Source organism: Nocardioides phosphati (assembly GCF_014646375.1).
Taxonomy (GTDB): Bacteria; Actinomycetota; Actinomycetes; order Propionibacteriales; family Nocardioidaceae; genus Nocardioides; species Nocardioides phosphati.
In genome coordinates this window covers 51,108-69,159 of record NZ_BMNI01000009.1, presented here as the reverse complement: position 1 = coordinate 69,159, position 18,052 = coordinate 51,108, and the positions used below count along the sequence as shown (strand labels likewise).

General features: G+C 73.2%; 19 protein-coding genes. 10 read left to right on the top strand and 9 right to left on the bottom strand.

Going from position 1 to position 18,052, the window contains the following annotated elements; translation table 11 throughout:
* Positions 1-52: 52 nt before the first annotated feature.
* The 6 genes from IEX47_RS15020 to IEX47_RS14995 all read right to left on the bottom strand — a co-directional run bounded on the left by IEX47_RS15020 (position 53) and on the right by IEX47_RS14995 (position 7,457).
* Positions 53-688, bottom strand: coding sequence for a response regulator (locus tag IEX47_RS15020; protein WP_188784834.1), 636 nt, complete (start codon positions 686-688; stop codon positions 53-55).
* A 46-nt stretch (positions 689-734) separates the two neighbouring features.
* Positions 735-1,160 carry a pyridoxamine 5'-phosphate oxidase family protein gene (locus IEX47_RS15015; protein WP_188784833.1) on the bottom strand — a complete coding sequence of 142 codons (426 nt, stop codon included), beginning with the start codon at positions 1,158-1,160 and terminating at the stop codon, positions 735-737.
* Positions 1,161-1,180: 20 nt separating this feature from the next.
* The gene (locus IEX47_RS15010) at positions 1,181-2,014 is read right to left on the bottom strand and encodes a universal stress protein (protein WP_188784832.1); all 834 of its coding nucleotides are present in this window, start codon (positions 2,012-2,014) and stop codon (positions 1,181-1,183) included.
* Positions 2,015-2,312: 298 nt separating this feature from the next.
* Positions 2,313-2,840, bottom strand: a complete 528-nt coding sequence (locus IEX47_RS15005; protein WP_188784831.1) for a DUF4334 domain-containing protein — start codon at positions 2,838-2,840, stop codon at positions 2,313-2,315.
* Between the two features lie 13 nt (positions 2,841-2,853).
* Entirely contained in the window at positions 2,854-6,324 is a 3,471-nt protein-coding gene (locus tag IEX47_RS15000; RefSeq protein WP_188784830.1) for an indolepyruvate ferredoxin oxidoreductase family protein, read from the bottom strand.
* On the bottom strand, positions 6,321-7,457 hold the full coding sequence (locus IEX47_RS14995; RefSeq protein ID WP_229662916.1) for a Glu/Leu/Phe/Val dehydrogenase dimerization domain-containing protein: 1,137 nt from the start codon (positions 7,455-7,457) through the stop codon (positions 6,321-6,323). The genes IEX47_RS15000 and IEX47_RS14995 overlap by 4 nt, the downstream gene beginning before the upstream one ends.
* Positions 7,458-7,697: 240 nt before the next feature.
* Between IEX47_RS14995 and IEX47_RS14990 the strand changes: the two genes are divergently transcribed.
* From IEX47_RS14990 to IEX47_RS14970, 5 genes are read left to right on the top strand one after another with little or no spacing between them, the layout of a single operon-like run.
* Positions 7,698-8,141 (top strand): RrF2 family transcriptional regulator, encoded by a 444-nt coding sequence (locus tag IEX47_RS14990; protein ID WP_188784828.1) that lies wholly within the window; start codon positions 7,698-7,700, stop codon positions 8,139-8,141.
* Positions 8,142-8,164: 23 nt separating this feature from the next.
* Positions 8,165-9,379 carry a globin domain-containing protein gene (locus tag IEX47_RS14985; protein ID WP_188784827.1) on the top strand — a complete coding sequence of 405 codons (1,215 nt, stop codon included), beginning with the start codon at positions 8,165-8,167 and terminating at the stop codon, positions 9,377-9,379.
* Complete coding sequence (locus IEX47_RS14980; RefSeq protein WP_188784826.1) at positions 9,376-9,804, top strand: hypothetical protein; 429 nt, start codon at positions 9,376-9,378, stop codon at positions 9,802-9,804. Before IEX47_RS14985 ends, IEX47_RS14980 begins: the two co-directional genes overlap by 4 nt.
* Positions 9,805-9,845: 41 nt before the next feature.
* Entirely contained in the window at positions 9,846-10,130 is a 285-nt protein-coding gene (locus tag IEX47_RS14975) for a Dabb family protein (protein ID WP_188784825.1), read from the top strand.
* Positions 10,131-10,138: 8 nt separating this feature from the next.
* A complete protein-coding gene (locus IEX47_RS14970; RefSeq protein ID WP_188784824.1) occupies positions 10,139-10,867 on the top strand; it encodes an ABC transporter permease in 729 nt (242 codons plus the stop codon).
* Here IEX47_RS14970 and IEX47_RS14965 read toward each other — a convergent pair.
* Both IEX47_RS14965 and IEX47_RS14960 read right to left on the bottom strand, forming a co-directional pair.
* Positions 10,849-11,355 (bottom strand): Rieske (2Fe-2S) protein, encoded by a 507-nt coding sequence (locus tag IEX47_RS14965; RefSeq protein ID WP_188784823.1) that lies wholly within the window; start codon positions 11,353-11,355, stop codon positions 10,849-10,851. The two genes, IEX47_RS14970 and IEX47_RS14965, sit on opposite strands and share 19 nt — an antisense overlap.
* 1 nt (position 11,356) lies before the next feature.
* Positions 11,357-11,830 carry a DUF2231 domain-containing protein gene (locus tag IEX47_RS14960; RefSeq protein WP_229662915.1) on the bottom strand — a complete coding sequence of 158 codons (474 nt, stop codon included), beginning with the start codon at positions 11,828-11,830 and terminating at the stop codon, positions 11,357-11,359.
* A 102-nt stretch (positions 11,831-11,932) separates the two neighbouring features.
* Between IEX47_RS14960 and IEX47_RS14955 the strand changes: the two genes are divergently transcribed.
* Both IEX47_RS14955 and IEX47_RS14950 read left to right on the top strand, forming a co-directional pair.
* The gene (locus IEX47_RS14955; protein WP_188784822.1) at positions 11,933-12,625 is read left to right on the top strand and encodes a response regulator transcription factor; all 693 of its coding nucleotides are present in this window, start codon (positions 11,933-11,935) and stop codon (positions 12,623-12,625) included.
* Entirely contained in the window at positions 12,622-13,953 is a 1,332-nt protein-coding gene (locus IEX47_RS14950; protein ID WP_188784821.1) for a HAMP domain-containing sensor histidine kinase, read from the top strand. The genes IEX47_RS14955 and IEX47_RS14950 overlap by 4 nt, the downstream gene beginning before the upstream one ends.
* 23 nt (positions 13,954-13,976) lie before the next feature.
* Here IEX47_RS14950 and IEX47_RS14945 read toward each other — a convergent pair whose 3' ends face one another.
* Positions 13,977-14,696: a lysophospholipid acyltransferase family protein gene (locus IEX47_RS14945; RefSeq protein ID WP_188784820.1), complete on the bottom strand. Its 720-nt coding sequence runs from the start codon at positions 14,694-14,696 to the stop codon at positions 13,977-13,979.
* 49 nt (positions 14,697-14,745) lie between these two features.
* On the opposite strand from IEX47_RS14945, the gene IEX47_RS14940 reads away from it, so the two are divergent.
* From IEX47_RS14940 to IEX47_RS14930, 3 genes are all read left to right on the top strand, one after another.
* A complete protein-coding gene (locus tag IEX47_RS14940; protein WP_188784819.1) occupies positions 14,746-15,174 on the top strand; it encodes a DoxX family protein in 429 nt (142 codons plus the stop codon).
* 145 nt (positions 15,175-15,319) lie between these two features.
* The gene (locus IEX47_RS14935; protein WP_188784818.1) at positions 15,320-16,915 is read left to right on the top strand and encodes an AMP-binding protein; all 1,596 of its coding nucleotides are present in this window, start codon (positions 15,320-15,322) and stop codon (positions 16,913-16,915) included.
* A gap of 28 nt (positions 16,916-16,943) precedes the next feature.
* Entirely contained in the window at positions 16,944-18,035 is a 1,092-nt protein-coding gene (locus IEX47_RS14930; protein ID WP_188784817.1) for an alpha/beta fold hydrolase, read from the top strand.
* Positions 18,036-18,052 lie beyond the last annotated feature (17 nt).

Sequence of the window (18,052 nt, the reverse complement as noted above, 5' to 3'; positions counted from 1 at the left end):
ACGCGCCCTGGGGCCGACGCGCCCTGTCGTGCCCGGTCTCCGTCTGGGCCGGTCAGCGCAGCAGGCGCGCCGCGAGGACCGCAGCCTGGGTACGCCGCTCGACCCCGAGCTTCGCCAGCAGGCTGGAGACGTAGTTCTTCACGGTCTTCTCGGCGAGGAAGAGCTGCTCGCCGATCTGGCGGTTGGTGAGCCCCTCGGCGATCAGCGCGAAGATCTCGCGTTCGCGCTCGGTCAGGGAGTCGAGCTCCGACGGAGTCTCCTCCTTGCCACGCCGCACCCGCTCCAGCACGCGCATCGTCAGCGACGGGTCGATCAGCGACTGGCCGGCCGCCACCCGGCGTACGGCGTCGACCAGGTCGGTGCCGGTGATCTGCTTGAGCACGTAGCCCGAGGCGCCAGCCATGATCGCTGCGAAGAGCGCCTCGTCGTCGTCGTACGACGTGAGGACCAGCGCCCGGATCGAGGGGTCGACCGAGCGCACGTCACGGCAGACGTCGATGCCGCTGCCGTCGGGCAGCCGGCCGTCGAGGACAGCCACGTCGGGACGGAGCGCGGGGATGATGGCGGTCGCGCGGACGGCGGAGCCGCTCTCACCGACGACCTCGATGTCACCCGTCGCCTCGAGCAGCTCGCGGAGGCCGCGGCGCACGACCTCGTGGTCGTCGAGCAGGAAGACCTTGATCGTCATGTGACCGTTCTACCCGATCGACGTGTACGCGCGTGGGCGTTCGGGCTCACGGAAGCAGCCGCCGTCCGTCGATGTCGTCACCCTGGAGGCGCACCCAGATGTCGCGCTTGCCCCCGGCCCACGGCGACGGCCACTCCGAGCGGTGCTCGGGGAGCTCGTCGGACGCGATCCAGCTGACGCGGCCCCTGACGAGCACGCTCCAGCCCACCTGGTGGAAGTCGTCGAAGCCGTCGATCTCGTACGACGCGTGGCCCTCGCGCAGGGCCGTCGCGAGATGCGACCCCTCCCGCACACGGTAGTAGACGTCGGTGCCGTGGGACCGGCCGTTCACGGGCACGACCAGCGGCCCGCCGGCGCTGTTGCACGCCACCCGGCCGATCCGGCTGAGCGCCAGGAGGCGCAGGCAGTCCGGACGGGACACGGTCACGAGCTCGCCCTGGTAGAGCTTCCGCGCTTCGTCGATCGCACGCATGGTGGGGTCCTCTCAGGCTTTCAGTGGATGATGGCGACCGGACAGTGCGACCGGTGCAGGACGGCGTTGGCGACGGAGCCGAGCAGGAGGCCCGTGAAGCCGCCCGCTCCGCGACTCCCCACGACGACGAGGGAGGCGTTCGCGGAGGCGCAGGCGAGCTCGTGGGCGGCCGAGCCGCCCGGCGTACGCACGGTGGCCGGTACGCCGGGGTGCTGGGCGAGCGCCCGCGAGACGGCCTGGCTGACCTCGGCGTCGTGCTCCTCGAGCTCACGGACCAGCTCGGACGACGTGGCGCCCTCGAAGTAGGCCCAGCCCTCGAGCCGCGGCGGCACGTAGAGCACCTCCACCGGCACGCCGCGGGCCTCGCCCTCCCGGACGGCGAACTCCAGGGCACGCAGGCTCAGCGCCGAGCCGTCGACACCGACGACCACGGGGCCGGTGGCCACGCCTCCGGCCCGGACGACCAGCAGCGGGCCGGTCGCGTAACGGGTCAGGTGCTGGCTGGTGGAGCCGAGCAAGCGGCCGAAGAGCGGTCCGTGGCCTCCGGCGCCGACGACCACGCAGGAGGCCGTGGCGCTCTCTGCGATCAGGACCTCGGCCGGCGTCCCCACGAGGATGTCCGGCACGGACTCCGGCCGACCGAGCTCGGCGAGCAGCTTGCGCGCAGACTCGCTCCATTCCTCCGCGAGGCCACGCGTCCACTCGTCGGCCCAGACCGAGACCCGGCCGATGTCACCGCGAGCGATGACCACGCGCAGCTCGACGTCCTCACGCAGCGCACGCTGGTGCGCATGCTGCAGGGCGAGCCGCGCTTCCGCGCTCGCGTCCCAGCCAGCCACCACAGGGCCTGTCATCGACTTCTCCATGGGTCAAGCCTGCTCGACCCCGCGCGGCGCCGACGAGAGGCACCGGACCTCGCCGCGAAGGGACCAAGGTCCCGCCCCCAAGGGCCCTGCGGGCCCTGCCGGTCCGGGCCCCGGTGAGCGAGACTTCAGGGGTACGCAGCACAGGAGCGCACCCGGCGTCCCACCCCTCCAGGGACCGAGCCGACCCTCCTTGGCCCGCACTGCCGCCGCTCCATCCCTCCGCAGCGGCCGCGGTGCGGGCCCGCGTGCGTTCTCGGGTCTGCCCCGTCAGCTCTGCGAGGTTCCCTCAGGCTCGCTCGAGCACGAAGCAGTACGGCGGCGAGTCGCGCAGGTCCATGACGCCCAGGAGCGTGTCGGCGTCGACCTGCCGGAAGACGTCGATGATCGGCAGGTGGTCGTAGACCATCGCGGCCGTCACCACGCCCCGGTGCTCGACGTGCCGCAGCCGTGCCCGTGGCCTGGCCGTCTGCATCGCGATCCTGAGCACGCCCAGCGAGCGCCGCGCCGTCGCCATCGCCCCCAGCGGCAGCGTGCCCGCGAGCCCGAGCGGCACCCGGCGGGGATCCAGGCTGACCAGGTCGCCACCCGGCGTCCGGAAGACCAGCGGGTGCACCTCGTCGACGCCGTCGAACCACTTGCCCCACCAGCCCGACGCCTCGAGCGCGCCGTCCATCGGGTGGCCGGTGCGCAGCTCGCGCCCCTTCCACCGGCCGAGGATCGCGTCGGCGCGGACCGCGTCGAGGGAGTCGAAGAGGGCCAGCGCCTCCTCGAGCGTGCACGCGTCACCGAGGTCGTCGAGTCGTTGCCTGCTCATGCCCGCCATCGTGTCAGAAGGTCGGCTCGATCCCGCTCGACCGCAGCAGGGCGCGGTAGCGCTCCACGTTGCCCAGCTTCACCGACTCGTAGCCCTTCACGACCTCCACGAGCCCCGCCAGCCGCACCGCCTCGTCATAGCCCTCGGCGGTCAGCCCGTCGGTGAGGCCGGCCACGAGCGACCGGTAGTGGTCGCGCAGGGCGCGCTCCATCCGGCGTACGTGGGCACGGCCGAAGGGGTCGAACGGCGTGCCGCGCAGCACCTTGAGCATCGCCAGCAGCCGCAGCAGCCAGTGCCAGCGCGGCCCGAGCCCGATCTTGCGCTCCCCCAGGAACCACGCGAACGCCGGCGGCCGCAGGTTGAACGTGACCCGCGCGCCGCCCGGGACGTCGGCGGCGACCGCCGCGAGCGCCTCGGGCGAGGTCAGCATCCGCGCCACCTCGTACTCGTCCTTGTACGCCGTCACCTGGAACAGGTGGCGGGCGACGGCCTGCGAGAGGCGGGTGTCGTCGGTGACCGCCCGCTCGGCGGCCCAGACCGTGTCGACGAGTGCGACGTAGCCGGCCGCGACCTTCGTGGACTGGAAGTCGACAAGTCGCCCCGCACGGTCCGCCACCAGAGAGCGCACGGCGCCGTCGACCGTCGACTCCCGCAGCCCCGGTACGCCGACCGCGCGCGCCCGGCGCTGCGGCCCCCGCGTCGCCTCGGCGAACGCGTCGGGCTTCGCGACGGCTGCCCTCCCCCAGCGGAAGGCGGCGACGTTGGCCGCGACGGAGACGCCGTTGATGCCGATCGCCTCCTCGATCGCCTCGGCCGGGATCGGCAGCGCGCCGGACTGGTAGGCGGCACCGACGAGCAGGAAGTTGGCGGCCGCCGTGCTGCCGAAGAGCGCCTCCGCAGCGGCGAGCGCATCGAAGGACTCGACCCCGGCGACGGTGCTGTCGACGCGGTCGAGCAGGTCGGCCTCCGCGGGGTAGGCCACCAAGGGGTCGTGGACCATCGGGCCGGTGGGCGTCGGGCTCGTCGAGACGACCGCGCGGGTGCGGGGGCCGGCGTACTGCAGGTTACGGGCCTCCGCGAGGGTCAGCAGGTCGAAGCCGAGCAGCGCATCGGCCGACCCGGGCGTGACCCGGTTGGACGGCTCCACGGCACCCGGGCCGAAGCGCAGGTGGCCCGTGACCGGGCCGGCCTTCTGGCTCATGCCGACCTGGTCGAGCGACTCCACGCCGAAGCCGGCCCGCAGCGCTGCGGTGGCGAGGACCTGGTTGACGGTCACGATGCCCGTGCCGCCGATGCCCGCCATGAAGACGCTCCACGTGCGGTCGAGCGCCCCGTAGCCGGGATCCGCGACGTCCGGGGCGGCCGGCGCCTCGCGCCGGGCGACCCTCGCCGACGGGTCGACCTCGACCGTCACGAAGGACGGGCACTCGCCCGACAGGCAGGTGTAGTCGGTGTTGCAGCCGGTCTGGTCGATGCGGGTCTTGCGCCCGAGCTCCGTCTCGACGGGCTGGACCGAGAGGCAGTTGCTCTTGCGGCCGCAGTCGCCGCAGCCCTCGCAGACCGCCTCGTTGATGATGACCCGCTTCGTGCGCGGGGCGAGCGTGCCCCGCTTCCGCTGGCGGCGCGCGTCGGCGGCACAGTGCTGGTCGTAGACGAGGACGGTCGTGCCCTTGATGTCGCGGAGCACCTTCTGCGCCTCGTCGAGCCGGTCACGGTGCCACAGCTCCACGCCTCGGGGAAGGTCGCGGCGGCGGTAGCGCTCGGGCTCGTCGGCGCAGATGATCACCTTCGCGACGCCCTCGTTGACCAGGTTGTGCGCGAGCTTCGTGATGCCGAAGCGGCCCTGCGGGTCCTGCGCGCCCGTCATCGCGACGACGTCGTTGTGGAGCAGCTTGTAGGTGATGTCGACGCCTGCCGCGACGCACGCCTGGACGGCGAGCTGGGCGGAGTGGAAGAAGGTGCCGTCGCCGACGTTCTGGAAGAGGTGCTCCGCCTTCGCGTATGGCGCCTGGCCGATCCACTGCGCGCCCTCGCCACCCATCTGGGTGACGCCGATGACCTTGCTGTCCTCGCGCTGCGAGATCGTGACCAGCGTGTGGCAGCCGATGCCGCCCCCGCCGATCGACCCCTCGGGCAGCGCGGTGGAGCGGTTGTGCGGGCACCCGCTGCAGAAGTACGGCGTGCGGCTGGTCGGCAGCAGCGGCAGGTCGATCCGCCTCGGCGGCTCCGGCACGAGCACCAGGCGGTCGCGGAGCCCAGCCGTCGTCAGCACGCGGCGCAGCGGGGCGAGGAGCCGGCCGGCGGTGAGCTCACCGTCGTACGGGACGAGCGGAGCCCCGAGCGCGTCGCGCTTGCCGAGGATCCGGGGTGCGCCCTCGCGGCCGTAGAGCAAGTCGCGGATCCCCTGCTCGAGGAAGGCGGTCTTGTCCTCGACGACGAGGAGCTCGTCGAGTCCGTCGGCGAAGGTGTCGATGACGGTCGGCTCGACCGGCCACATCATCCCCATCCGCAGCACGCGGACCCCCGCCCGCTCGAGGTCCTCGACACCCACGCCGAGGTCGGTCAGCGCCTGGCGGAGCGAGTCGTAGCAGCTGCCGGCCGCCACGATGCCGAGCTTCGCGCCCGGAGCCTCGACGTCGATCCGGTTGAGGCCGTTGGCCGCGGCGTACGCCGTGACCGTGGCCATGCGCGGGCCGTAGAGCTTCGCCTCGGCGCCGACGATCCGGTCGGGGTAGAGCTCGATCTTCGTCGGCTCGTAGGTCCACGGGCGGCCCTCCCACGAGATCTCGGGAGCGACGGGATCGACCAGCGAGGTCGAGCCGTCGACGACCCAGGCACCGTCGGCCACGTCGGCGACGACCTTGAGCGCGACCACGCAGCCCGAGGCGCGCGCCATCGCGATGCCGTGCAGGCCGAGCTCGACGATCTCGGAGGCGTTGCGCGGGAAGAGCACCGGTACGCCGAGCGAGGCGAGGGTCCGCTCGCTGACCGCCGGGACGGTCGAGGACTTCGCCGCCGGGTCGTCGCCGACGAGCATGAGCACGCCGCCCTGCGGGTGGCCGCCGTACATGTTGAGGTGGCGGATCGCGTCGCAGGCACGGTCGACACCGGGGCCCTTGCCGAACCACACGCCGGTCACTCCGTCGAAGCGGTCGGTGTCGAGCGTGACCGACGACTGCGTGCCCCAGACCGCGGTGGCGGCGAGCTCCTCGTTGAGTCCGGGCACCACCGTGATCCCGTTGTCGGCCATCCGCTCGGGCATCTGCAGCAGCAGCTGGTCGAGCCCGCCGAGCGGGCTGCCCGGGTAGCCCGAGATGAAGAGCCCCGTGCGCAGGCCGCGCCGGCGGTCGAGGGCGCGCTGCTCGACCAGCATGCGTGCGATCGCCTGGACACCCGTCAGCAGTACCGGACCGGCGCCCGCGCGGTAGCGGTCGCTCAGGTCATACGCTTCGAAGACGGTGCCGGGCTCGAAGACCGCGGTCACCGGCCCATCTCCTGACGGCCGAGCTCGGCGCGACGCGCTGCGAGGCGGGCCTCGACGACAGCGTCGGCGGCAGCCGCGGTGGTGATGCCGAGGTCCTCGGCGGTCGTGAGCACCTCGTCGGTCGTGTGGCCGATCGCCTCGATGCCGCGCTCGACGGTCTCGTGGGAGTGGCCGTAGAGCTCGCCGCCCACCTGCACCACGCCGCCCGCGTTGGCGACGTAGTCGGGGACCCACAGCACGCCGCGGGCGTGCATCAGGTCGGCGACGTCGTGCGTCAGCAGCTGGTTGTTGGCGGCACCGCAGACCACCCGGGCACGCAGTGCGGCAACGCTCTGCGGCGTCAGGGTCGCGCCCAGGGCGCACGGCGCGTAGACGTCGACGTCCGCATCGACCACCGACGGCACGACCTCGACCGCGGCGTAGTTGCCGGCCAGCCGGGCGGTCGCCTCGGCGTTGGGGTCGCTGACCAGGATCCGCTCGACGCCGGCGGCCGCGAGCAGGCCGACCAGGCGCGCACCCACCTTGCCGACACCCTCGACGCCGATCGTGCTGCCGGCCAGGCCACCCTGGCCGAAGCGGTGCCGCGCGGCGGCGCGGAGCGCGCAGAACACGCCGTACGCCGTGGAGTAGCCGCTGTCGCCCGACCCGCCCTTGTTCTTGCCGACGACCCAGCGCGTGGCCTCGGCGACGACGTCGAGGTCGTCGGCGGTCGAGCCGACGTCACCGGCGGTGACGTAGCGACCGCCGAGCGAGTCGACGAAGCGGCCGTAGGCGAGCAGGAGCTCGCGGGTCTTGACCGTGCGCGGGTCGCCGATGATGACGGCCTTGCCGCCGCCGAGCTCCATGCCGGCTGCGGCCGACTTGGCGGTCATGCCCTGCGAGAGCCGGAGGACGTCGGTGAGCGCCTCCGCCTCGGAGGCGTAGGGGTGGATCCGGGTGCCACCCAGCGCGGGGCCGAGGGTGGTGTCGTGGATCGCGATGATCGCGCGGAGGCCGGTGGCGCGGTCGTGGCAGAAGACGACCTGCTCGTGGGCGGCGGTGGCGAGCTCGTCGGTGCGGTCGAAGACCAGCCCGGCGGGACGGCTCGCAGGGGGTGCGGCGGTGGCAGTCCTTGAAGTGGCTACTGCGGACACGGATGGCTCCTCAGGTGAGCCGGACGGTGCGGGTGGTCCGTCCGGGGTGCTGTGGGCTGCCCTCTGGGGCGGCCCGGTGTGCACGGACCGCATGGGTGACGGTCGTGTGATCCACATCATGCACCCCGGTGCCCGCCGTACCCAAGCCACACACGCCCGGGACACCAGCTGCGCCCACCGTGACCGGCTTCACCGCAGATATTCGGTATTTCTGATTCGCCTTTTAGCTACGGTGAGCGCATGCAGCTGAGCGGCTTCACCGACCTGGCCCTCCGCATCGTGATGCGGCTGGCCGTCCTCGACGACGGGGAGCTGGCCTCGACGGCCCGCCTCTCGGAGGAGCTCGCGGTGAGTCCGACCCACGCGGCGAAGGTGGTGACCGCCCTCCACAAGCTCGGGGTGGTGGAGGCACGTCGCGGACGGTCCGGGGGTCTTGCCCTCGCGACCGACGCCGGCGCGATCTCGGTGGGTCACGTGGTGCGCAGCCTCGGCGACGGCAGGGAGGTCGTCGAGTGCGAGGGGAAGAACCCGTGTCCCCTCCGCGGAGGCTGCCGGCTCCGGTCCGCGCTCGGGCGCGCCCAGGAGGCGTTCTACGCGGCCCTCGACCCGGTCACCATCGCCGACGTCGTCTCGTCGCCGACCGGACCTCTGCTGCTGTCCCTGGGCCCGACGAATCCGCGTTGAGCCCTCACCCCCAAGGAGACCCCATGCTCTCGTCCACCTCGACCGAGGTCGTCCGCGCGACGCTCCCCGTCATCGGCGCCGCGATCGGCGACATCACCCCCGTCTTCTACCGGCGGCTCTTCGCCGCACATCCCGGCCTCGAGCGCGACCTCTTCAACCGCGGCAACCAGGCCCAGGGCGACCAGCAGCGTGCTCTCGCCGGCGCCATCGCGGCGTACGCCACGCTGCTGGTCGCGGAGGACGGGCCCGATCCTCGCGAGGTGCTCGGCCGGATCGCGCACAAGCACGCCTCGCTGGGCGTCGTCGCCGAGCAGTACCCGGTCGTGCACGAGCACCTCTTCGCCGCCATCGTCGAGGTCCTCGGCGACGCCGTCACCCCGGAGGTGGCCGCGGCCTGGGACGAGGTCTACTGGCACATGGCGAACACCCTCATCGCTATCGAGAAGGACCTGTACGCCGAGGCCGGCACCACCCCTGGCGACGTCTTCCGCGACCTCGTCGTACGCCGGCGTACGCAGGAGGCGCCCGACACCGTGTCGTTCGTGGTCGCCGCTGCCGACGGCACTCCCCTGCCCGCCGCGAAGCCCGGTCAGTACGTCTCGATCGGCGTCCGGCTGCCCGACGGCGCGCGGCAGATCCGGCAGTACAGCCTGATCGGCACCGAGCCGGGGACGTGGGCCTTCTCCGTCCGGGCCGTGCTCCCCCGCGACGGTGCGGACGGCACGACTGCCCCCGCCGGCGAGGTGTCGAACCACCTGCACGCGGCGGTCTTCGAGGGTGACCACCTGGAGGTCTCGCTGCCGTTCGGCGAGCTCACGCTGACCGACGGCGAGAGCCCGCTGGTCCTGGTCTCGGCGGGCATCGGGATCACCCCGATGCTGGGCTTCCTGCACCACCTGCGCGCCACCGGCTCGGAGCGGCCGGTGACCGTCCTGCACGCCGACCGCACCCCCGCCGCGCACGCGCACCGCGCCGAGCTGAAGGACCTGGTCGCCGGCCTGCCCGGCGCGACCATGGTGCGGTGGTACGAGGACCTCGGCGTCCGCCCCCAGCGGGCGGATCTCACCGAGGGACTGATCGACCTCGCGGACGTCGAGCTCCCCGGCGACGCGGACGTGTACCTGTGCGGACCCGTGCCCTTCATGGCGGCCGTCAACGGCGCCCTGATCGACCGCGGTGTCGCGGCCGACCGGATCCGCTACGAGGTCTTCGGCCCCGCCCGGGAGCTCGCCTCGTGACCGCGGCGGCGGCCGTCGCCACGGCGTTCACCTGGCTCTGGCTCGGGATGGTGCTGGCGATCTCGTTCCTCGAGGCGCCGCTGAAGTTCCGGGCGCCCGGGGTCGACCTGCGCACGGGGCTCGCCATCGGCCGGCTCGTCTTCCGGGCGCTGAACGCCGTCGAGGTCGTCGCCCTCGCGGGGGTGGTCGCGGCACTGGTCGCGGCCTCCCCCGCCCCGCGCGGTACGCCGTTCGCCGCGGCCGCCGTCGGCCTCGCGCTCGCCGCGCAGCTCCTCGCCGTCCGGCCGGCGCTCACCCGTCGCTCGGACGCGGTGCTGGCCGGCCACGAGGGGCCCCGATCGCACGCCCACCTCTGGTACGTCGCCCTCGAGCTCGCCAAGGTCCTCGGTCTCGCCACGCTCGGGGTTCTCCTGCTGCGTGCCTGAGCCGGACTAGCGTGGGCGGCCCCTGACCCAAGGAGCAGCAGATGATCGGCCACGTCGTGATGTGGAGCCTCAAGGACCCCGCGGACGCGCCTGCCTTCAAGGCTGCGCTCGACCGCTGTGCCGGCCTCGTGCCGGGCATGCTGGAGTTCCGGGTCGGCATCCGCGCCGAGGGCCTCGAGGCGTCCGCGGACGTCGTGCTGGTCTCGCGGTTCACCGACGAGGCGGCGCTGGCGGCCTACCAGGAGCACCCGGTGCACCGCGAGGTCGCGGCGCAGATCGGCCCGCTCCGCGCGGAGCGGCACGTGCTCGACTTCTCGGACGACTGAGCGCTGCCATGACCGCGTGGTTCGTGCCGGGGCTCGTGCTGGTCGCAGTCGCGACCGTCGCCCTGGCGCGCGCCTTCCGCGTCGGGATCGGCTGGCAACCGGTCGCCGCCCTCGCCCGCGCGGCAGCCCAGCTGGCGGTGATCGCGATCCTGCTCAAGGGTGTGCTCTCCGCGCCGCTGAGCGCGGTCGGCTTCCTCGCGCTGATGCTGCTCACGGCGACCGTGACCGCCGGCGGCCGGATCCACGCGATCCCGCACGGTCGCCGGATCGCGGCCATCGGTGTGGTCGCCGGGGCCGGCACCGCGCTGGCCCTGGCCCTCAGCCTGCGCCTGGTCCCCTTCGACGCGCGGCACGTCATCGCGCTGAGCGGCATCGTCATCGGCAACGCGATGAGCGCCTCGACGCTGGCGGGGCGCCGCTTCGCCCACGACGCCGCCGTACGCCGGGGCGAGGTGGAGGGCTGGCTCGCACTCGGCGCCCGCCCCCGCCGGGCCTACGACGAGATCCTGCGCACGGCCGTCGCCGAGTCGCTGCTGCCGAACCTCGACCAGACCCGCGCCACCGGCCTCGTGACGCTGCCGGGTGCCTTCGTGGGTGCGCTCTTCGCCGGCGCGCCGCCCGGCGAGGCCGCGCAGTTCCAGCTGGTGGTGCTGTCCTGCATCGGGCTGGCGATGCTGGTCACCGCGCTCACGGTGACGACCCAGGCGGCGCGGAGCCCCTACGTCTTCGTCGAGTGATGGCGCGCGCGGTCAGGCCAGCCGGATCTCGTCTCCCCGCACCGTGATCCGGCGCTGGGCAGCGGTGCGGCAGCGGGACCGCGCAGCACCGATCCGTCGGCGAGCGCGAACTGGCTGCCGTGGCACGGGCAGACCAGCCTTGCGCCTGCGCGCACCGGACAGCCCGCATGCGTGCAGACGGAGCTGAAGCAGTGGAACTCACCAGCCGACGGCTGCGTGACGACGACCTGCTCGGCGGGGACGACCAGTGCCCCGCCGACCGGCACCTGCGCCGTCGTCGCGAGCACGGGCCCGGCAGCCGGGCGCGCCTTCGCCACGTGCGCCTCCGACGTACGCCGAAGCGCGGCCCCCGGTGAGCCCGTCGGCGTGGCGGCGGTCGAGGCGGGTGCCGCCGTCGACTGACCCGGCTGCGCACCGCAGGCGGCGACGACGGGGGCGGTCGCGGCCAGCGCCACGACCGACCGCCGCGAGAGGCCCGAGCCGGTCATCTCAGTCGCCGGGGTCCGCTGCCGGCACGGAGGAGGAGACCTGGTCGCCCCACGCCGCGCGGGCTCCGGAGTCACCGACGCGGTAGACCTGGACACCGGCAGCGAGCGCGGCCACCACGGCCACCGCAGCGACCCCGCCCAGGACGGCGCGACCGGACGTACCGCGCTTGTGGAGGACGACGAGCGCCACGTCGAGGACCAGCAGTGGGAGCGCGAACCAGATCAGCTGGTCGCCGAGGGCTGCGTGGCGCCCCGGGTCGCCGACGTGCTTCTCGAGGGCCTCGCCGCTCGAGGTGGCGACGGGGATCAGCAGGGTGGCGACGGCGGCAACCCCGATGAGGAGCAGGCCGTGGGTGTCGCGCCAGGCCGGCCGCACCGCGAGCGCGATCGTGCCGAGGATGGCCAGGGGCAGCAGGACGACGACGGCGTGGACCACGAGCGGGTGCACCGGGAGGCCGTTGATGAGGTTGAACATGGCCCGAGTCTGGGGAGGCCGGCGTCAGGGGCGCCGCAACGCAACGTCAAGTCCACGTCAAGCACGGTCTGCGCGGCCGCCCGAGTGACTAGCGTGGGCCGCGTGGCACATCTGATGGTCGTCGAGGACGACGACGCGATCCGCCGTGCGCTGACCCGCGGCCTGGGCGAGCTCGGCCACGTCGTCACGTCCGTGGCGAAGGGCGCCGACGCGATCGCCGCCGTCGCCGCCTCGCCCGCCGAGGTCGTCGTGCTCGACCTCGGCCTTCCCGACATGGACGGAGAGGCCGTCCTCGGGGTGATCCGCGCACTCGGCGACACCCCGGTCATCGTCGCCACCGCCCGCGACCACGACAGCGACATCGTCCGGCTCCTCGACGCCGGCGCCGACGACTACCTCGTGAAGCCGTTCTCGGTCGCCCAGATCGATGCGCGGATCCGGGCGGTGCTCCGGCGCACCGCGGCGGCCGTCGACGCGAACCCGACGCTCACCGTCGGCGGACTCTGCCTCGACCCGCGGTCGCGCGAGGCGACGCTCGACGGCACACCCCTCGAGCTCTCCCGCCTCGAGTTCGACCTGCTGCAGGTCCTCATGCAGCGTGCCGGGGAGGTCGTGTCCAAGCCGACGCTGCTGGCCGAGGTCTGGCGCCAGCCGTGGGGCGGTGCGGACCGGACCGTCGACGTGCACCTCTCCTGGCTGCGCCGCAAGCTCGGCGAGACCGCGGCCGCGCCGCGCTACCTCGTCAGCGTGCGCGGCGTCGGCGTGAAGCTGGTCGACCCCGGGACGGCGTCGTGAGGCTCCGCACCCAGATCACGGTCCTCGGTGTCGGCACGGCGGTGCTGGTGACGCTGCTCGCCGCGCTCCCCCTCGCCTTCCTCGTCCACGACCACGCGTGGGACGAGGCCCAGCAGCGCGCGACCTACGCGGCCCAGAGCACCGCCGACTACATGACCGCGGCGGCCTACGACCACACCGAGCTGACGTCGTACGTCGACCGGCTCAACCGGCGTACGCGGACGCCGGTCACCGTGCTGGACCCCGACGGGCATGCCACCGGTGCCACGCTTCCGGCAGGGCGCCTGAGGACGGCCCTGAGGACCCGCGCCCCCCGGCTGGGCGACGGCGATGAGGACAACCTCGGCACGGTCTCCCAGCCCCACGTGACCTCGGTCGCGGGTGGACGGCTCGTCCAGATCTTCTGCCGCACGGGCGCGGGTGAGGCCCGCATCGTCGCCGTCCTCGACAGCGACTCCGTGCGGGCGTCGATCCGCAACCAGCTGGTCGCCATGGCACTGGCCGGCATCCTGCTGGTCGCGCTCGCCTGGGCCGCGGCCGAGCTGCTCGGCGCCCGGATCGTGCGCCCGCTGCGCCGCGCCGCGGCCACCGCGAACGCGCTCAGCACCGGCGACCTCGACGCCCGCGCGCCGGAGTCGGGGCCCGTCGAGGTGGCTGCCGTCGGGCGTGAGCTCAACGCCCTCGCCGCGCGGATCTCGGAGCTGCTCACGATGGAGCGGGAAAACGCCGCGGACCTCTCCCACCGCCTCCGTACGCCGCTCACCGCCGTCCGGCTCGGCGTGGAGGCCTTGCCCGAAGGAGCGGCGCGCACCGATCTCGAGCGGCACATCGCCGGCGTCGAGCGGAGCCTCACCCAGATCATCCGGGCGGCGCGGCGGGGTGACCGCGAGGGCCTGCACCCGGTCAGCGATGCGGCCGGCGTCGTCCGCGACCGGGTGGCGTTCTGGCGCCCGCTCGCCGAGGACCAGTACCGCGCGTGCGACGTCCGGCTCCCGGAGCTGCCGGCGCCGGTGCGCCTCGCTGTCGAGGACCTGGCCGATGCCGTCGACGCGCTCATCGAGAACGCCATCGCGCACACCCCGGAGGGCACCGCGCTCGGCGTACGCGTGCTGCCCGTCGCGGACGGCTGGGCGGTCGACGTCCTCGACCAGGGTCCCGGGCTTCCGGCCGACGCCGTCGCCCGGGGGCGGAGCGACCGCGGCTCGACCGGTCTCGGTCTCGACATCGCACGGCGCGCCGCCGAGGCCTCCGGTGGCCGCCTCGAGCTGGTGGCGGACGGTCCGTGGCGCGGTATCCGGCTCGCGCTCGGCTCGGCGCCCGCGACCTGACCGGCAGGGTCACCGGCCCGGAGTCAGCGCCGCCTGCGACGGACCACCCACGCGCCGACGCCGATAGCGGCGGCAGCCGCCGCGATGGCGCCGGGGCGGTTCTGCCAGCGGGTGTACTCCTCCGACACCTGCGGCCAGGCGCGCCCGATCGCCTCGGCGGCGTCCTCGGGCGTGGCCTCGAGGTCGGCGACCGACACCGGCTCGCCGAAGGTCAGCGTCACCTTGCGCGGCAGCGGCCAGCGGCGCTTCTCGGTGCCCGTGATGGTCGCCGGCACCAGCGGCGCACCCGCCTCGATCGCCAGGCGAGCAGCACCGCGCTTGGGCGAGCCGAGAGAGTCACCGCGCACGCGGGTGCCCTCCGGGAAGAGCGCCAGGGCGTCGCCGCGGGCGAGGATCGCGCGGGCCGTCTCCAGTGCGTCGGCGTCGGACTCACCACGGCGCACGGGGAAGTAGCCGAGCGCGAGGAACGGCTTCGCGAAGCGCCCCTCGGCGTACTCCGCCTTGCCCATGAAGTGCACCGGACGGCGCAGCACGAGCGCCACGAAGAACGGGTCCCAGAAGCTCTTGTGGTTGGGCACGATGACGATCGGCCCCTTCTTCGGGACGTTCTCCTTGCCGTGGACGGTGAAGCCACAGAGCAGGCGGAAGACCAGCCCGACGAGCAGCTTCACGGTCAGGTAGAACGGTCCACTCACGCCCTCTTCGCGGGCGATCCGGTGGGCCTCGGCGTTCGTCATCGGCATGGCGCCGATCATGGCGCACAACCGGCCCCGCGTCCGGCATGCTGCAGAGATGACTTCGCAGACCCAGCCGTCGAGCCAGCCCACGTCCCTGCCGCGCACGCTTGCCCGCCTGCTGCTGGGAGCCTTCCTCGCCTTCGCCGGCATCGGCCACCTGACCTTCCTGCGCAAGGAGTTCCAGGCCCAGGTGCCGTCGTGGTTCCCGGTCGACACCGACCTGGTCGTGCTCGCGTCGGGCGCCGTCGAGATCACCCTCGGCTCCGCCCTGCTGCTGTGGGCGCGGCGGCGCGTGACGATCGGCTTCGTGGTCGCCGCCTTCTTCATCGCGGTCTTCCCCGGCAACATCGCGCAGTACGTCGAGCACAAGGACGCGTTCGGCCTCGACACCGACGGCAAGCGCCTGGCCCGCCTCTTCGGCCAGCCGCTGCTCGTCGCGTGGGCGCTGTGGTCGACGGGTGCGCTGCGCGACCGCCGCCGCTGACCTTTGGGTACGCGGATCGCGCGACGCAACTCACGCCCTTCAAGTACTGCCGCGTTCTCAAAACGCAACTACCCTCCGAAGAGACCCGTGTACGGCGCGCCCGCGCGTCGCGGACCCACTCCCGCCGCACTCCGGAAGGACCTCGATGCTGCACCGCGCGCTCCTCGAAGGACGGTCGCTGGCCGCCATGGCCAAGGCTGGCGTCCTGCCCGTCTCCCGACCGCACCAGATCGTCTCGATGGCGGGAGCGATGCGTCGCTACGGTCCCTTCGGCGGCGCGGTCACGGCGGCTGCGGGGCGCCACGGCGACCAGCCCGCGATCGCCGACGAGCGCGGCTCGATCACCTACGCCGAGCTCGACCGGACGATCAACAAGCTGAGCAACACCCTGCGTGCGTCGTACCAGCCGGGCCAGACCATCGGCATCCTGATGCGCAACCACCGCAGCCCGTTGATCGTGGCCTGGGCCGCGTCGCGCGCCGGCCTCAACACCGTCTGGCTCAACACCGCGTTCTCCGCGCCGCAGACCGCCGAGGTCGCCACCCGGGAGGGCGTCGACGCGCTCTTCATCGACGCCGACCTCGCCTCCCTCGCCGCCGACCTGACCATCCCGGTCGTCACCACCGACATCACCGCAGCGCAGGACGACCTCGACGCGTACCTGGCCGCCGGCTCCCCCGTCGCACCGCCGAGCCCGGCCCGTCCGGGCCGCCTGATCCTGCTCACCTCGGGCACGACCGGCACCCCGAAGGGCGCGCCCCGCACCGAGCCCAAGGGCTACACCCTGCCCGGCGCGATGCTCGACCGCCTGCCGATGCGGACCCGCGAGGCCACGGTCATCGGCCCGCCGCTCTTCCACGGCACCGGCCTGATCATGACGATGATGACGATCGCGCTCGGCTCGACCGTGGTGCTGCGCCGCAGCTTCGACCCCGAGACCTTCCTCGCCGACATCGCCGAGCACAAGGCGACCGCGATCTGCGTCGTCCCCGTGCTCCTGCAGCGCATCATCGCGCTGCCGACCGAGGTCACCGACCGCCACGACACCTCGTCGCTGCGGGCCGCCTTCTGCAGCGGCTCGGCCCTCCCGGCGGCCGTCTCGGCCGAGTTCCAGGACCGCTTCGGCGACGTCATCTACAACCTCTACGGCTCCACCGAGGTCTCGCTGGCGACGATGGCCAACCCCGACGTCGTCCGCGCCCACCCCACCTCCGTCGGCACCCCGATGCTCGGCTGTCGCGTCGAGCTCATCGGCGACGACGGCAAGCCCGTCGCCCCGGGCGAGCGCGGCCGCGTCTTCGTCGGCACCGTGACGCCCTTCGAGGGCTACACCGGCGGCGGCCACAAGGAGATCATCGACGGCATGCTGTCGACCGGCGACGTCGGCCACGTCGAGGACGGCCTGCTCTACATCGACGGCCGCGACGACGACATGATCGTCTCCGGTGGCGAGAACGTCTTCCCGGCCGAGGTTGAGGAGCTCCTGATCGCCCACGCCTCCGTCCGCGAGGCCGCCGTCGTCGGCGTCGAGGACCCCGACTTCGGCATGCGCCTGCGCGCGTTCATCGCCTGCCACGACGGAGCCACGCTCACCGCGGACGACGTCCGGACCCTGGTGCGCGACAACCTGGTCCGCTACAAGGTGCCGCGCGACGTCGTCTTCCTCGACGAGCTCCCCCGCAACCCCACGGGCAAGGTGCTGAAGCGCACCCTGGTCCAGTGGGAGACCCCCGCCGGCTGACCCGGCTCCCTTCCCCGAACTGAGCACCATGAGCACTCTCACCGGCCGCAGCATCTCCACCCTCCGCGTTGCGGGCCAGATGGCCCGCAACGCGTGGGACATCTCCTGGTTCGGCGACGGCGTCGAGCACGAGCGCACCCCCACCGAGCTTCTGTACGACGAGCCCCACGCCCGCGTGGAGCGCGTCGCCCCGGATGCCCCGGTGAGCGGCAACCCCGTGCTGCTGGTGACGCCGCTCGCCGTCCCCGTGACCTGCTGGGACCTGCGCGAGGGGCAGAGCCTCGCTGCTCACCTGACCGGTGCTGACGGGAGCGGCCCGGGCCGTCCGACGTACACGATCGACTACGGCGCGATCCGGTTCAGCGACCGCGGGATGGGCTTCGAGGACTGGATCGACGGCATCCTGCCGACCGCGGTCGAGCGGATCTCCGCAGCCCACGGCGGCGCGAAGGTCCACCTGGTCGGCTGGTCGCACGGCGGCACGATGTCGCTGCTGATGGGCGCCCACCACCCGGACCTGCCGATCGCCTCGATCAGCTGCTTCGGCACGCCGACCGACTACCGGCGCAACCCGGCGTACAAGGGGCTCTTCTGGGTCTACGACCACCTGGGCCCGTCGTTCGTGGTGACCCCGATGGCGATCGCCGGCGGCACGACGGCGCCGCTCACCCGGCTGGGCTACCGCTGGATGGCGCCGGTCCGCGAGATCACCAAGCCCTGGACGCTGCTCCGCAACCTGCACCAGCCCGAGGTGCTGGCCCGGATCAACGCGGTCGACCAGTTCGTCGACGCGATGCCGGGCTACCCGGGGCGCTTCTTCAACCAGGCGATCGTCCGGCTCGTCTGCGAGCAGGAGTTCGTCAAGGGCGCCGTGCACCTGCGTGACGACCTCGTCGTCGAGATGGACCGGCTGGTCACCCCGCTGCTGCTGATCGGCAGCAGCGCCGACGTGCTCGCCAACGCCGCCTCGGTCGAGGCGGGCGTCGAGGCCTACCGCAACGCCGACGTGACCTTCCTCAAGGTGAAGGGCTTCAGCCACCTCGGCCTGATCGCCTCGCCGCGCGCGCAGCAGGAGACCTGGCCGGCGGTGCTGGCGCACCTCGCCGCCCACGACGGCTGACAGCCGGTGTGACCGGA